The organism is Micromonospora sp. NPDC049836 (assembly GCF_044465125.1).
Classification (GTDB): domain Bacteria; phylum Actinomycetota; class Actinomycetes; order Mycobacteriales; family Micromonosporaceae; genus Micromonospora.
Genome location: NZ_JBITLH010000012.1, coordinates 15,777 through 30,803 on the forward strand (window position 1 = coordinate 15,777; position 15,027 = coordinate 30,803).

The 15,027-nt window shown below is 73.2% G+C and carries 14 protein-coding genes; 12 read left to right on the plus strand and 2 right to left on the minus strand.

Features of this window, described 5'->3' with window-relative positions:
- Positions 1-132 precede the first annotated feature (132 nt).
- From fabG to ACIBPB_RS26720, 4 genes are all read left to right on the plus strand, one after another.
- Positions 133-837, plus strand: coding sequence for a 3-oxoacyl-ACP reductase FabG (gene fabG, locus ACIBPB_RS26705; protein ID WP_046570982.1), 705 nt, complete (start codon positions 133-135; stop codon positions 835-837).
- A 21-nt stretch (positions 838-858) separates the two neighbouring features.
- A complete protein-coding gene (gene fabI / locus ACIBPB_RS26710; protein ID WP_357319276.1) occupies positions 859-1,626 on the plus strand; it encodes an enoyl-ACP reductase FabI in 768 nt (255 codons plus the stop codon).
- A gap of 114 nt (positions 1,627-1,740) precedes the next feature.
- Positions 1,741-2,772 (plus strand): ferrochelatase, encoded by a 1,032-nt coding sequence (locus tag ACIBPB_RS26715; RefSeq protein WP_396842194.1) that lies wholly within the window; start codon positions 1,741-1,743, stop codon positions 2,770-2,772.
- A gap of 36 nt (positions 2,773-2,808) precedes the next feature.
- Positions 2,809-3,588, plus strand: coding sequence for an HAD-IIA family hydrolase (locus tag ACIBPB_RS26720; protein WP_357319282.1), 780 nt, complete (start codon positions 2,809-2,811; stop codon positions 3,586-3,588).
- A gap of 12 nt (positions 3,589-3,600) precedes the next feature.
- Here ACIBPB_RS26720 and ACIBPB_RS26725 read toward each other — a convergent pair whose 3' ends face one another.
- Positions 3,601-4,395, minus strand: coding sequence for a hypothetical protein (locus ACIBPB_RS26725; protein ID WP_396842195.1), 795 nt, complete (start codon positions 4,393-4,395; stop codon positions 3,601-3,603).
- Positions 4,396-4,556: 161 nt separating this feature from the next.
- Here ACIBPB_RS26725 and ACIBPB_RS26730 point away from each other — a divergent pair, with 161 nt between their 5' ends.
- Positions 4,557-5,369, plus strand: coding sequence for a DUF3097 domain-containing protein (locus ACIBPB_RS26730; RefSeq protein WP_396842196.1), 813 nt, complete (start codon positions 4,557-4,559; stop codon positions 5,367-5,369).
- A 139-nt stretch (positions 5,370-5,508) separates the two neighbouring features.
- Here the strand turns inward: ACIBPB_RS26730 and ACIBPB_RS26735 are convergent, their stop codons facing one another.
- Entirely contained in the window at positions 5,509-6,822 is a 1,314-nt protein-coding gene (locus tag ACIBPB_RS26735; RefSeq protein ID WP_396842197.1) for a serine hydrolase domain-containing protein, read from the minus strand.
- A gap of 91 nt (positions 6,823-6,913) precedes the next feature.
- On the opposite strand from ACIBPB_RS26735, the gene ACIBPB_RS26740 reads away from it, so the two are divergent.
- The 7 genes from ACIBPB_RS26740 to argG all read left to right on the plus strand — a co-directional run bounded on the left by ACIBPB_RS26740 (position 6,914) and on the right by argG (position 14,967).
- Positions 6,914-7,387 carry an NfeD family protein gene (locus tag ACIBPB_RS26740; RefSeq protein ID WP_396842198.1) on the plus strand — a complete coding sequence of 158 codons (474 nt, stop codon included), beginning with the start codon at positions 6,914-6,916 and terminating at the stop codon, positions 7,385-7,387.
- A gap of 4 nt (positions 7,388-7,391) precedes the next feature.
- On the plus strand, positions 7,392-8,498 hold the full coding sequence (locus ACIBPB_RS26745) for an SPFH domain-containing protein (RefSeq protein WP_396842199.1): 1,107 nt from the start codon (positions 7,392-7,394) through the stop codon (positions 8,496-8,498).
- Positions 8,499-8,636: 138 nt separating this feature from the next.
- The gene (locus tag ACIBPB_RS26750) at positions 8,637-9,431 is read left to right on the plus strand and encodes a hypothetical protein (RefSeq protein WP_396842200.1); all 795 of its coding nucleotides are present in this window, start codon (positions 8,637-8,639) and stop codon (positions 9,429-9,431) included.
- Positions 9,432-9,538: 107 nt separating this feature from the next.
- The gene (locus ACIBPB_RS26755; protein WP_396842201.1) at positions 9,539-11,746 is read left to right on the plus strand and encodes a transglycosylase domain-containing protein; all 2,208 of its coding nucleotides are present in this window, start codon (positions 9,539-9,541) and stop codon (positions 11,744-11,746) included.
- A gap of 203 nt (positions 11,747-11,949) precedes the next feature.
- Entirely contained in the window at positions 11,950-12,549 is a 600-nt protein-coding gene (locus ACIBPB_RS26760; RefSeq protein ID WP_396842202.1) for a dihydrofolate reductase family protein, read from the plus strand.
- Positions 12,550-12,580: 31 nt separating this feature from the next.
- Positions 12,581-13,462, plus strand: coding sequence for a TrmH family RNA methyltransferase (locus tag ACIBPB_RS26765; protein WP_396842340.1), 882 nt, complete (start codon positions 12,581-12,583; stop codon positions 13,460-13,462).
- A 53-nt stretch (positions 13,463-13,515) separates the two neighbouring features.
- The gene (gene argG / locus ACIBPB_RS26770; protein ID WP_396842203.1) at positions 13,516-14,967 is read left to right on the plus strand and encodes an argininosuccinate synthase; all 1,452 of its coding nucleotides are present in this window, start codon (positions 13,516-13,518) and stop codon (positions 14,965-14,967) included.
- Positions 14,968-15,027 lie beyond the last annotated feature (60 nt).

Below are 15,027 nucleotides of genomic sequence, written 5' to 3' on the forward strand. Positions count from 1 at the left end.
GCCGGCGCCCGTCGTGCCACCCAGGAGTGACCCGGCCACCCCTACCTGGGTATGACCCGCGGTTAGCGATTACCTATCGGTAACCCCTAGGCTCGCCAGCGACCGAGAGATCAGCAGACCAGAGGGGGAACCGTGGCCCGTACCGTGCTGGTGACCGGCGGAAACCGGGGCATCGGCCTGGCCATCGCGCAGGCCTTCGCCAAGCAGGGCGACCGGGTGGCGGTGACCCACCGCAGCGGCGACGCTCCCGAGGGGCTGTTCGGCGTGCGCTGTGACGTGACCGACGCCGAGTCGGTCGACGCCGCCTTCGCCGCCATCGAGGCCGAACTGGGTCCGGTGGAGGTGCTGGTCGCCAACGCGGGCATCACCGACGACACGCTGATCATGCGGATGTCCGAGGAGCAGTTCACCCGGGTGCTGGACACCAACCTGACCGGCGCGTTCCGCTGCGCCAAGCGGGCCTCGACGAAGATGCTCCGGGCCAGGTGGGGCCGGATGATCTTCGTCTCGTCGGTGGTCGGCCTCTCCGGCGGCGCCGGACAGGTCAACTACGCGGCCAGCAAGGCCGGCCTGGTCGGCGTGGCCCGCTCGATCACCCGCGAGCTGGGCAGCCGCAACATCACCGCGAACGTGGTGGCACCCGGCTTCATCGACACCGACATGACCGCCGGGCTGCCCGAGGAGCGCAAGGCGGAGATCCGCAAGTCGATCCCGGCGGGCCGGATGGCCAGCGCCGACGAGGTCGCCGCCGTGGTCACCTGGCTCGCCTCGGACGCGGCCGGCTACGTCTCCGGCGCCGTCATCCCGGTCGACGGCGGCCTGGGCATGGGTCACTGAGAGAGCACGGAGGAACTGGCAATGTCCGGACTGCTGGCCGGTAAGCGGCTGCTCGTCACCGGCGTCATCACCGACGCCTCGATCGCCTTCTCGGTCGCGAAGCTGGCCCAGGAGAACGGCGCCCAGGTCGTGCTCACCGGCTACGGCCGGCTCTCGCTGGTCGAGCGGATCGCCAAGCGGCTGCCCGAACCGGCCCCGGTGATCGAGCTGGACGTCACCAGCACCGAGCACCTGGCCGGCCTCGCCGACAAGGTGCGCGAGCACGTCGACGGCCTCGACGGGGTGGTGCACTCGATCGGCTTCGCCCCGCAGAGCTGCCTGGGCGGCGGCTTCCTGGACGCCCCCTGGGAGGACGTGGCGACCGCGCTGCAGGTCTCCACCTACTCGTACAAGTCCCTGGCCATGGCGGCGCTGCCGCTGATGTCGGCGGGCGGCGCGGTGGTCGGGCTCACCTTCGACGCCACCAAGGCCTGGCCGGTCTACGACTGGATGGGCGTGGCCAAGGCCGGGCTGGAGTCCGCCTCCCGCTACCTGGCGCTGCACCTGGGCAAGCAGGGCATCCGCAGCAACCTGGTCGCCGCCGGCCCGCTGCGTACCATCGCCGCCAAGTCGATCCCCGGCTTCGATCAGTTCGAGACCGCCTGGGCCGAGCGCGCCCCGCTCGGCTGGAGCCTCACCGACCAGGAGCCGGCGGCCCGGGCCTGCCTGGCGCTGCTCTCCGACTGGTTCCCCGCTACCACCGGCGAGATCGTCCACGTCGACGGCGGCTACCACGCCATCGGCGCCTGAGGGGTGAGCCGGGGCCCCTCCCGCGACCGCTCCGGTTGCGGAAGGGCCCCGGGTCACACCCGAATCCCGGGGGCCATCGCCGGGCCGGCCCGGGCCTCGGGGGAGAATGGACCCATGGCGTACGACGCGTTGGTGCTGGTCTCCTTCGGCGGGCCGGAGCGGCCGGAGGACGTGGAGCCGTTCCTGCAGAACGTGACCCGGGGACGGGGCGTGCCCCCGGAGCGGCTCGCCGAGGTCGTCCAGCACTACCTGCACTTCGGCGGGGTGTCCCCGATCAACCAGCAGTGCCGCGACCTGCTCGCGGCCATCCGCACCGACTTCGCCGAGCACGGCGTGGACCTGCCGGTCTACTGGGGCAACCGGAACTGGGACCCGATGCTCGCCGACACCGTGGCCCGGATGCGTGACGACGGGGTGCGGCGGGCGCTGGCCTTCGTCACCAGCGCCTACGGCGGCTACTCCTCCTGCCGGCAGTACCAGGAGGACATCGCCGCGGCGCGGGCCGCCGTGGGCCCGGACGCCCCGGTGATCGAGAAGCTCCGCCAGTTCTGGGACCACCCCGGCTTCGTCGAACCGCACGCCGACGCGGTACGCGCCGCGCTCGGGCAGCTCGACCCGGCCAAGCGGGACACCACCCGGGTGGTCTTCACCGCCCACTCCGTGCCCACCTCGATGGCGGCCACCGCGGGTCCGCAAGGCGGCCGGTACACCGCGCAGCTCGCGGAGACCGCCCGGCTGGTGCACGCGGCGGCCGCCCCGGACCTGCCGTACGACCTGGTCTGGCAGAGCCGCTCCGGGCCCCCGCAGGTGCCGTGGCTGGAGCCGGACATCAACGACCACCTGGCCAGCCTGGCCGAGCAGGGCGTCACCGCCGTGGTGGTCAGCCCGATCGGGTTCGTCTCGGACCACCTCGAGGTGGTCTGGGACCTGGACACCGAGGCGCTCGAGACGGCCAAGCAGCTCGGCCTGGACTTCGTCCGGGCCGGCACGCCGGGCACCGACCCGCGGTTCGTCGCGATGGTCCGCGAGCTGGTGCTCGAGCGCACCACCCCGGACGGCGAGCGGCTGCGGCGCCGGCTCGGCGAGCTGCCGATGTGGGACACCTGCCCGACGCCGTGCTGCGTGCCCCCGGCCCGCCGTCCCTGAACCCGACCGACCACCGACATCCCATGGGGACGACACATGCATGAGCGCAAGCCGGTGCAGAGCTGGCTCACCGACATGGACGGCGTACTGGTGCACGAGGGGCAGCCGGTGCCCGGCGCGCCCGAGTTCGTCAAGAAGCTGCGCGGCTCCGGCAAGCCCTTCCTGGTGCTGACCAACAACTCCATCTACACGCCCCGTGACCTGCGGGCGCGGCTGGGCCGGATGGGGCTGGACGTGCCGGAGGAGGCGATCTGGTCGTCGGCCCTGGCCACCGCCAAGTTCCTCGCCGACCAGCGGCCGGGCGGCACCGCGTACGTGATCGGCGAGGCCGGGCTGACCACGGCGCTGCACGCGGTCGGCTACGTGCTCAGCGACTTCGCGCCGGACTACGTGGTGCTGGGGGAGACCCGCACCTACAGCTTCGAGGCGATCACCAAGGCGATCCGCCTGATCAACGACGGCGCCCGGTTCATCTGCACCAACCCGGACGTCACCGGTCCGTCGGTCGAGGGCGCCCTGCCGGCCGCCGGCTCGGTCGCCGCCATGATCTCCAAGGCGACCGGGGTGGAGCCGTACTTCGTCGGCAAGCCGAACCCGATGATGATGCGCTCGGCGTTGAACACCATCGACGCGCACTCCGAGTCCACCGCCATGATCGGCGACCGGATGGACACCGACATCCTCTGTGGCCTGGAGGCCGGGTTGGAGACGATCCTGGTGCTGACCGGGATCAGCTCGCGGGCCGAGGCGGAGCGGTATCCGTACCGGCCGTCCCGGATCGTCGAGTCGGTGGCCGACCTGATCGACGAGCTGTAGCCGCCGCCGCGGTCAGGGGCGCAGCGGGGCGTTGCAGGCGGCCACCAGGGCCTGCCGGCAGGCGGTGGTCAACGGGCGCAGCGCCGCGTCCCGCTGCTGCGCCTCGTAGGTGTTCACCGCCCCGCCCGGTGCGCTCTCCCCGGCCAGGGCGAGCACCCGGTCCAGCACCGCGGCGCGGGCGAAGAGCCGCCGGGCCCGCGGGTCGAACCCGGGCGGCAGGTCGGTGATGCCGTCCGGGCGGCGCAGCGCGGCCAGGGCGCCGGCCAGTTCGGGCCGCCACTGGGCCACGTCCAGCCGGGTGAGGGCCGCGGTGGTCTCGGCCAGCACGGCGGCCAGTTCGGCCTCCGCCTCGGCGGCGCCCGGCACGGCGAGCGACGCCCGGGGCGCGTCCGCCGGCAGCGGGAAGACCCGCCAGAGCACGGTTTCCCAGGTCATGCCCGAGCCCGAGGTGTGGCTGCGCACCTCCGGGACCAGGCCCAGCCCGCTGGCCACCACCGCCTCACCGGCGAGCAGCGCGGCGCCGGCGAAGTCGCCCGGGCCGGGCAGCCCGCGGGGGTCGCCCGGGGCGGGCAGCACCAGGCGGATCTCGTCCGGGGAGAGCTTGGCCAGGCTGGGTAGCGCCTCGCGGAGGGAGACGTCGGTCCAGGTGCCGGGCGCGTCGGCGACCAGGTGCTCCTCGTCGCCGGCGATCTCGTCGGCGACCTCGTCGAACGGCACCAGGCCGGCACGCCAGGCACGCACCCAGGCGACGAACCGGCTCGACCGGCGCGGAGCCAGTGTGGCCGCGCCCGCTGCGGGGAGGGACATGCCGAAAGGGTACGTGCTCGCCGCCGTCGCTGTCTCGGCTGCCGCTCCGGTGGCGTGACCTGCCCCTGACTACCCCCTTCGCCCCTTTCTGTGTCCGGCGCGGAACGCCTGGTCGGCGCGTCGCCGGGCGACACGCCGGTGCGCTGGCTAGCGTGATCGACATGGCGGGGCGATACGACGGAGACGTGCTGGCGGGCGGCTGGCGGCGGCGCAAGGTCACCCCGGAGGTGGACGCCGAGCCCGACCTCGTGGTCGAGGACGCCGAGTCCGGGTTCTGCGGCGCGGTGGTCGGCTTCGACTCCGGCGCGGTGGTGCTGGAGGACCGGCACGGCCGGCGGCGCAACTTCCCGCTGCTGCCCGCCGCGTTCCTGCTCGACGGCCGCCCGGTGACGCTGCGCCGCCCGGCGCGCGCCCCGGTGCCCGCCGCGCGGCGGCGTACCGCCTCCGGCTCGATCGCGGTCGACAACGTTCCGGCGCAGGTGGCCCGGGCCAGCCGGATCTGGGTCGAGGGCGTGCACGACGCCGCGCTGGTCGAACGGATCTGGGGCGACGATCTGCGCGTCGAGGGCGTGGTGGTGGAGCCCCTGGACGGCATCGACGCGCTCGCCGCCGAGGTGCGCGCCTTCGCGCCCGGGCCCGGCCGCCGGCTCGGCGTGCTCGTCGACCACCTGGTGCCCGGCTCGAAGGAGAGCCGGATCGTGGCGCAGGTCACCTCGCCGCACGTGCTGGTCACCGGGCACCCGTACGTGGACGTGTGGCAGGCGGTGAAGCCGGCCGCGCTGGGCATCCGGGCCTGGCCCGTGGTGCCGCCGGGGCGGCCCTGGAAGGAGGGGGTCTGCGCGGCTCTCGGGGTGGCCGAGCCGGCGGACCTGTGGCGGCACATCCTGTCCCGGGTGAACAGCTTCGCCGACGTGGAGACGCCGCTGATCAACGCGATGGAGCGGATGATCGACTTTGTGACGTCGCCGGCCTGAGTGGTTGCGGTTGGGGGCCGGGGCGACCGTGCCCGGCTCCGGGCGGTCAGGCTTGATCCCTCCGCCGGGCACGGTCGCCCCGGCCCCGTCGTGGGCCGGCTGGTCCCATCGCGTCGCCCTCCGGCCGCGTCTCCGCCGGTCAGGGTTCCTGGTCGGGGTCCCTGGTGAAGACGAAGGTGGCGATGTCCAGGGCGACCGGGTGCCCGGAGTCGTCGCGGAGGACGGTGAGGATCTCGCCGTCCTGGGAGCCGGATCGGCCCCGCCAGCGGTCCGGGCCCTCCGGGGTGAAGCGCAGCAGCGGCCGGCCGACCGGGCCGCCGACCAGTTCGCCGGCCGGGTCGATGCGGAACTCGTACTCGCTGCCCATCCACCACCAGCGACCGGTCAGCTCGGCCAGGGCGGCGGGCGGGGCCTGCGCCGGGCGCCACGGCGCGGGGGCGGCCGGCTCGGCGTCCAGCACCAGGGTGAGGACCTCGCGGGCCAGCCCGACAATGTGGTGCCCGGCGCGCAGGCCGTACGAGTTGGCGAAGTCGACCACGGCGGTGCGGGTCGGCCGGTGCACGGCCAGGCCGGCGATGTACCCGGGCATGGAGCCGCCGTGGCCCAGGTACACCCGGTCGCCGACCCGGTAGAGCTCCACGCCGAGGCCGTGCCCGCCGGTCCAGGAGTCCAGGTCGCTGATCACCACGGGCGCGCACATCTCGGCCAGCGTTGCCGGGGCGAGCACGTCCGGGGCCGGATCGGCCAGGAAGGCCGCCCAGCGGGCCAGGTCCTCGACCGTCGACCAGAGCTGGCCGGCCGGCGCCATCGCCCCGGTGTCGGTGCGCGGCTCCTCGCGCAGCGTCTCGTGCCAGGGGTGCACCACGTAGCCCCGGGCGTAGGGCTCGGTGGGGTGGTAGGTGGTGCGCCGCATGGCCAGCGGTTCGAGCAGCCGTTCGCGGAGCAGGTCCGCCCAGGGGGTGCCGGTGATCTGCTCCAGCACCCCGCCGAGCAGCCCGTACGCCAGGTTCGAGTAGTGGTAGACGCGGTGCGGTGGGTGGGCGATCTTCGCCGGGGTGAGCCCGGCGACCAGGGTGGCCAGGTCGCTGCCGGCGGCCCGTTCCCACCACTGCCCGTCCGGCTCCCGCTGCAGGCCGCTCGCGTGCCCGAGCAGTTGGCGCAGGGTGAGGGCGCCGACCGGGGTGCCGGGCAGGTGCTTCTCGAGCGGGTCGTCCAGGGCCAGCCGGCCGGCGTCGCGCTGCTGCATCACCAGCACCGCGGTCATGGTCTTGCTGATCGAGCCGATCCGGTACTGCAGGTCGGCGTCGGGGCGGGGCTGTTCGCCGGCGAGCGCCACGTGCGCCAGGGCGCCGTCCCGGACCACCCCGAGGGCGAGGGAGGGGCCACGCCCCTCCGCCTGGGCCCGGGCGACCAGCAGGTCGACCTGTCGGGCGGTCTCGGGCAGCAGGGCCATGTCGTCCTCCTCGTCGCTCCGGCGCCGTTCGCCGGGACCACGTGATCATGACAGTTCGATGAAAGGTGCGTCGACGTGTCACGATCGGTAGGTGGACGCCGTGTTCTGGATCGTGCTGGGTGTGCTGCTGGCGGTCGCCGAGATCTTCACGACGACGCTCTTCCTGATCATGTTCGGGGCCGGGGCGTTCGCCGCCGCCGGGGCCGCGGCGCTCGGCGCCCCGGTCGCGCTCCAGGCTCTGGTCTTCGCGGTGGTCTCCGCGCTGTCGCTGTTCCTGGTGCGGCCGGTGATCAAACGGCACGCGATGCCGGCGCTGGAGAGCGGCGACCAGCCGTTCGGCGTCGAGGCGATCGAGGGCTCCAGCGCGGTGGTGCTGGAGACGGTGGACGCCGAGCGGGGGTTCATCAAGATCGACGGTGAGCTGTGGACCGCCCGGTCGTACGACGCGACGCGCAGCTACGCGCCGGGCGAGCGGGTGCAGGTGATAAAGGTCCGGGGCGCGACCGCCCTGGTCTGGCAGGACGAGATCTCCACCCCGGGCGGGTTGCCCGAAGGGGAAAGGTGAAGATATGGAATTTGCAGCGATCGTCTTGATCGCCGTCGCCGTGATCGTCGTGGTCACGCTCGTCAAGGCCGTGCGCATCGTGCCGCAGCAGCGGCAGGACGTGGTGGAGCGGCTGGGCAAGTACAAGCGCACGCTGAACCCGGGGCTCAACCTGCTGGTGCCGTACATCGACGCGGTGCGCACCAAGGTCGACATGCGCGAGCAGGTGGTCAGCTTCCCGCCGCAGCCGGTGATCACCTCCGACAACCTGGTCGTGTCGATCGACACGGTGCTCTACTTCAAGGTGGTCGACTCGGTCCGCGCCACCTACGAGATCTCGAACTTCCTGCAGGCCATCGAGCAGCTCACCGTCACCACCCTGCGTAACGTGATCGGCTCGCTGGACCTGGAGCGGGCGCTGACCAGCCGCGAGGAGATCAACCGGCACCTGTCGGGCGTCCTGGACGAGACCACCGGCCGGTGGGGCATCAAGGTGACCCGGGTGGAGATCAAGGCGATCGAGCCGCCGCCGAGCATCCGCGACTCGATGGAGAAGCAGATGCGCGCCGAGCGGGACCGCCGGGCCGCGATCCTCAACGCCGAGGGGCACAAGCAGTCGCAGATCCTCACCGCCGAGGGTGAGAAGCAGGCCGCGGTGCTGCGCGCCGACGGTGACCGGCAGGCCCGGATCCTCCAGGCGGAGGGCCAGGCGAAGGCGATCCGTACCGTCTTCGACGCGATCCACCAGGCCAACCCGAGCCAGAAGGTGCTCGCCTACCAGTACCTGCAGGCGCTGCCGCAGATCGCCAACGGCACCGCCAACAAGGTCTGGATCGTCCCGACCGAGCTGACCAAGGCCCTGGAGGGCATGGGTGGCGCGCTGGGTGGCCTGGCCAACATGGTCGGCGACATGCCGTCGCCGGAGGCCACCAAGAGCGCCGGCGAGGTCGAGCGGGAGGCCGCCGAGGCCGCGCGGGCGGCGGCGACCGCCGCCCAGGAGATCCACAACGAGGTACGCGTCGCCGAGGCGCAGGCCACCGGGGGCAACGCCCCGCAGGGGCTGCCGGCTCCCGAGCCGGTCTCCCCGCAGAGCCTGCTCAACGACCCGACCGACCAGCGCGAACGGGGCTGACCGGCGCCCGCCGGCAAATCCGAGAATCACTCATACGGCGCCCCGGCGCCTGCCACGATCGGTCTGAGGACCGGTGGTGGCGGGGCCGGGGCGCCGTCGTGTGCCCCCGCGCCGCCCGGAGGCGGAGCGAGGTGTCGCATGAAGGACCCGGCGGACAGGCTGTTCTCCAGGACCCCGGTGCCCGGCGCGCACGACCCCGCCGGGCCGGTGGGCACCCGGCGTACCGGGGGCGGGTTCCGGGTGCTGCCGTTCGTCGCCGAGCCGGGACCGGCGGCGCCGGCCACCGACGCCAGCTGGGCCTGGTCGGTCCGCCGGTTCGCCCGGGCGGCGGTCTGGCTGCTGCCCGCGTACGCGATCCTCTACGGCCTGGTGGCGATGGCCAGCGACGGCGGGGTGGGCAACGACCCCTACCCGGCCGACGGCCGGCCCGTCTACCTGGTGGGCTGGGTGGCCGCGGTCTGGCTCGGGCTGCTCGCGCTGCTGGCGCTCACCGGCCTGCTCGCCGCCACCCGCTGCCGGCGGGTCGCGCTGGTGGGTCTGCTCGCCAGCATCGGCGGGATGGTGCTGATGCTGCCCTTCGCCGGGCTGGCCGAGCAGGCCCCGGTCTTCGGCACCACGGCGCGCCACATCGTGCTGTTCGGGGCCACCTGGTACAGCCTGGGCTGGTTGCTCACCGGCTGGTCGGTGGCCCGCTCCGGGCTGTTCAGCATGGGTGACGGGGTGATGCTGATGATCGCCGCGCCGCTGCTCGGCCTGGGCGGCGCGCTGATCGGCTCGCTGCAGACGTTCGGCGCGATCTTCGTGCTGATCGCCGGGATCGGCATCGGCTACCGCTCGGGCCGTCTGGTGCCGGCCGTCATCGCCCGCGACGCGGTGGCCGCCAGCGTGGCCGCCACCCCCGCCCCACCCCCCAACGGTCCGTTGCCGAGCTGACCCGGGCCTCCCCGGGGCCGGCCGCAAGCTGCGAGGTCACCGTGAGGTAACTGACAGTTGGCTGGCGAACTGGCCGGTTGGCGGCTTTCGCGGTAATCCTGGGGTGCATGCCGTCACCCCGGTCGCCGCTGTCGCGGCTCTTCACCGTGCTCCTCGCCGGCCTGCTGGCCGGGCTCGCCCTCGCGGTCGCCGGCCTGCCCGGCAGCCTGCTGGGCGGGTTCGCCGCCAAGGCCGCCCTGGGCGCGTACGCGGAGCTGCCCGACGCGCTGCGCACCCCCACGCAGCCGCAGCGCTCGTACCTCTACGCCAACGACGGCAAGACCCTGATCACCACGTTCTACGACGTGAACCGCAGCGACGTGCCGCTGGCCGAGATCGCGCCGGTGATGCGGCAGGCGATCATCGCGGCCGAGGACCGGCGCTTCTACTCGCACGGCGGCGCCGACCCGCGCGGCATCGTCCGGGCCCTGGTCGCCAACGTCAAGGGCGGCGGCACCGAGCAGGGCGGCTCCACGCTGACCATGCAGTACGTCCGTAACGTGCTCAAGACCGACCCGTCCCGCACGGCCGAGGAGCGGCGGGCCGCCACCGAGCAGACCGTCGGGCGCAAGCTCCAGGAGATCCGGTACGCGAACGCGCTGGAGAAGACGCTCAGCAAGGACGAGATCCTCAACCGCTACCTGAACATCGCCTACTTCGGCTCCGGGGCGTACGGCGTCGCCGCGGCCAGCCAGCGCTACTTCGGCAAGGCGCCGGCCGACCTGACCCTCGGCGAGGCCGCCCTGCTCGCCGGCCTGGTGCAGTCGCCCGACGCGTACAGCCCGATCGACGGGGACAGGGACCAGGCCGTGGCCCGGCGGGCGTACGTGCTGGACTCGATGGCCGAGACCGGGGCGATCACCGCGCAGCAGGCCGCCGCGGCCAAGGCCACCCCGGTGACCCTGCACCCGACCCCGCAGCCCAGCGGCTGCACCGCGGTCGCCCGGGGTCACGACGACTGGGGCTTCTTCTGCGACTACCTGCGCCGCTGGTGGCTCGGCCAGCCGGCCTTCGGCCACACCGTCGAGGAGCGCGAGCAGGCGCTGCGCCGCGGCGGCTACACCGTGGTCAGCACGCTCGACCCGAAGATCCAGCAGACCGCGCAGCAGCAGGCCACGAAGGTCTACGGGTACGACAACAAGCGGGCCCTGCCGATCGCCGCGGTCGAGCCGGGCACCGGCCGGGTGCTGGCCATGGCCGTCAACCGGCACTTCAGCCTGGCCGACAACCCCGCCGGGCGGGCCAACCACCCGAACACGGTCAACCCGCTGATCTCCGGCGGCGCCAGCGTGCACGGCTACCAGGCCGGCTCGACGTTCAAGCTGTTCACCATGCTCGCCGCGCTGGAGGCCGGCAAGCCGCTGGCCACCGGCTTCGACGCCCCGGCCAAGCTGCCCACCCGGTACGCCTCGGACGACGAGGGCAACTGCGACGGCAAATGGTGCCCGGCCAACGCCAACCCGGCGTGGATGGACGGCTACCGGATGATGTGGGACGGCTTCGGCCGCTCGGTGAACACCTACTTCGTCTGGCTCGCCGAGCAGGTCGGCGAGGACAAGGTGGTGGAGATGGCCCAGCGGCTCGGCATCACCTTCCGGGCCGACTCCGACGCCGCCTTCGCCAAGGACGACGCGGAGAACTGGGGCGCCTTCACCCTGGGCGTGGCCGCCACCACCCCGCTGGACCTGGCCAACGCGTACGCCACCGTGGCGGCCGAGGGCACCTACTGCACCCCGCTGCCGGTGGTGTCGGTGACCACGGCCAACGGCGCGAAGGTGGACGTCGGGCAGCCGTCCTGCCGGAAGGTGCTGGACACCGACGTGGCCCGGGCCGCCACCGACGCGGCCCGCTGCCCGGTCGGCCAGCAGTCGGCGTACGGGCAGTGCAACGGCGGCACGGCGACCTCGGTGGACCGGATCGTCGGCCGGCCGGTGGCCGGCAAGACCGGTAGCTCCGAGCAGAACGCCACCGAGACGTTCGTCGGGTTCACCCCGCAGGTGGCGGTCGCCGGGATCGCCGCCAACCCGGACGACTCGACCGACCTGGTCGGCTCGGCTGTGCAGGCCAAGGTCATCGACGGGGTGGCCCGGGTGATCAGGACGGCGGTGGCGGGCAAGCCGGTGCGGGACTTCACCGCACCCAGCCGCGCGCTGGCCGGCGAGCCGCGTCGGCCGCAGCCCCGCGACACCCCGACGCCCGACGACGAGCGCCGGCCGGGCCGGGACAACCTCCCCTCGGACCTGCTGCGCTGGCTCCAGGGCCGCGGCCGCGGCTGACCGTTCCCGGCCACGGCGGCTGAGCGTCTCCGGGGCCGCCGGCTGGCCGTTCCACGGTCGCCGTCGCCGCTGACCGCCTGCTCCGAGCGCTCAGGGCGATCATCACGGGGCGGGTCACGGCCGGACCGTAGTGGGTGCGGGCAGATCTTCTGGAAAAGTTCGGGCCGGGGTGTCGGATCGGGTCGGGCGGCTCCGACCCACCGATGAGCGCGCCCGCCGGGGCGCCCACCGAGCAGGAGGACACCATGCGCAAGCTCGTCTACTGGGTGCACCAGTCGGTCGACGGCTTCATCGAGGGGCCGAACGGCGAGTTCGACTGGCCGGTGATGGGGCCGGAGCTGTCCGGGTACTCCTTCGAGCTGACCGACCGGGCCGACGCCTTCCTCTACGGCCGCAAGGTGTGGGAGCTGATGTCGTACTACTGGCCGCGGGTGGAGGAGCTGTCGCAGGACCCGCACGACCTGCGGTTCGCGCCGGTCTGGCGGCGTACCCCCAAGATCGTCATCTCCCGGAGCCTGGACCGCGCCGAGTACGACGCCCGGGTGATCGGCCGTGACCTGGCCGCCGAGGTCGCCGAACTGAAGGACCAGCCCGGCGGCGAGTTGCTGCTGACCGGCGGCTCGGGCGCGGCGGCGGCGCTGACCCGGCTCGGACTGATCGACGAGTACCAGGTGGTCGTGCACCCGGTCGTGCTGGCCGGCGGCACCCCGGTCTTCCCGGACAAGGACCGCCTCGACCTGCGGCTGGTGGAGACCCGGACCTTCGACGGCCGGTCGGTGCTGCTGCGCTACGAGCGGACCTGACGGTCAGCGGCCGCGGGGACGGTACGTGGCGATGACGGACGGCACCCCGGGCCGCGTCGGGCCGGCCGGGCGGACCAGGCAGAATCGTCCGGTGCCCGTCCACGAGATCACCGACCCCGACGACGACCGGATCGCCGACTACCGCGCGCTGACCGACGTCGAGCTGCGTACCAGGTGGGAGCCGCCGCACGGCCTGTTCATCGCCGAGGGGGAGCTGGTGCTGCGGCGGGCGCTGCGGGCCGGCTACCCGGCCCGGTCGTACCTGGTCGACGCGAAGCGGGCGGACCAGCTCGCCGACCTGGACACCGGGGACGCCCCGGTCTACGCGGCCACCCCCGAGGTGCTCCAGCGGGCCACCGGCTTCCACGTGCACCGGGGCGTGCTCGCCTCGTTCCACCGCAAGCCGCTGCCGTCGGCCGCCGCGGTGCTCGCCGACGCCCGGCGGGTGGTGATCCTCGAGGACGTCAACAACCACACCAACCTCGGCGCGATCTTCCGGGCCGTGGCGGCGCTCGGCGTGGACGCCGTGCTGCTCTCCCCGACCTGCGCCGACCCGCTCTACCGGCGCAGCGTCCGGGTCAGCATGGGCGAGGTCTTCGCCATCCCGTACGCGAAGCTGGACCCCTGGCCCGACGCGTTGGCCCAGGTCCGGGCGGCCGGTTTCACCGTGCTGGCGATGACGCCCGCGCCCGACGCGGTGCCGATCCAGCGGCTGGACGCGGCGCAACGGGCCCGGGCCGCGCTGCTGATGGGCGCGGAAGGGGCCGGCCTGACCCGGGCCGCGATGGACGCCAGCGACGTCCGGGTGGTGATCCCGATGCGCCGCGGGGTGGACTCGCTCAACGTGGCCGCCGCGACCGCGGTGGCCTGCTGGGAGCTGGGCCGCGACGATCCACCGTCCGCGGGTGGATGACACGTTGCCCGATCCATTTGCATGACCATGCGATGCGGTGCATAATCTTCCCTGTGTCCAAGGTTCTCACCTCCCTGCCCATCGGTGAACGCGTCGGCATCGCCTTCTCCGGTGGCCTCGACACCTCGGTCGCGGTCGCCTGGATGCGCGACAAGGGCGCCATCCCCTGCGCGTACACCGCCGACATCGGCCAGTACGACGAGCCCGACATCGGCTCCGTGCCCGGCCGCGCGCTCAGCTACGGCGCCGAGGTCGCCCGACTGGTCGACTGCCGAGCCGCCCTCGTCGAGGAAGGCCTGGCGGCGCTGACCTGCGGCGCCTTCCACATCCGATCGGGCGGGCGGGCGTACTTCAACACCACCCCGCTGGGCCGGGCCGTCACCGGCACCCTGCTGGTCCGGGCGATGATCGCCGACGACGTCCAGATCTGGGGCGACGGCTCGACGTTCAAGGGCAACGACATCGAGCGCTTCTACCGGTACGGCCTGCTGGCCAACCCGCAGCTGCGCATCTACAAGCCGTGGCTCGACACCGACTTCGTCACCGAACTGGGCGGACGCAAGGAGATGTCGGAGTGGCTGCTCGAGCGGGGCCTGCCGTACCGGGACAGCACCGAGAAGGCGTACTCCACCGACGCCAACATCTGGGGCGCCACTCACGAGGCGAAGACCCTCGAACACCTCGACACCGGCATCGAGACGGTCACGCCGATCATGGGCGTCCGGTTCTGGGACCCGTCGGTGGAGATCCCGACCGAGGACGTCACCATCGGCTTCGACCAGGGCCGCCCGATGACGATCAACGGCAAGGAGTTCGGCAGCGCGGTCGACCTGGTGCTGGAGGCCAACGCCATCGGCGGCCGGCACGGCCTGGGCATGTCCGACCAGATCGAGAACCGGATCATCGAGGCCAAGAGCCGGGGCATCTACGAGGCGCCCGGCATGGCGCTGCTGCACGCCGCGTACGAGCGGCTCGTCAACGCCATCCACAACGAGGACACCCTGGCGAACTACCACAACGAGGGCCGCCGCCTCGGCCGGCTCATGTACGAGGGGCGCTGGCTGGACCCGCAGGCGTTGATGCTGCGCGAGTCGCTGCAGCGCTGGGTCGGCACGGCGGTCACCGGCGAGGTGACGTTGCGGCTGCGCCGGGGCGAGGACTACTCGATCCTGGACACCACCGGCCCGGCGTTCAGCTACCACCCCGACAAGCTGTCGATGGAGCGTACCGAGGACTCGGCGTTCGGCCCGTCGGACCGGATCGGCCAGCTCACCATGCGCAACCTGGACATCGCCGACTCGCGGGCGAAGCTGGAGCAGTACGCCACCCTCGGCATGGTCGGCGGGGCGAACCCGGAACGGATGATCGGCGCCGCGCAGGCGGCCTCGACCGGGCTGATCGGCGCCATGCCCGAGGGTGGCGCGGAAGCCATCGCCTCCCGGGGCGTCTCCTCCGGCGACGACGCGGCACTCGACCGCGCCGCGATGGAGTTCGGCGTCGACTGACCTCCTGCTCCTCCCCGGGCCGGCCTCTCCTGCCTGCTGATCGGCTCGGGTTGCGGCATG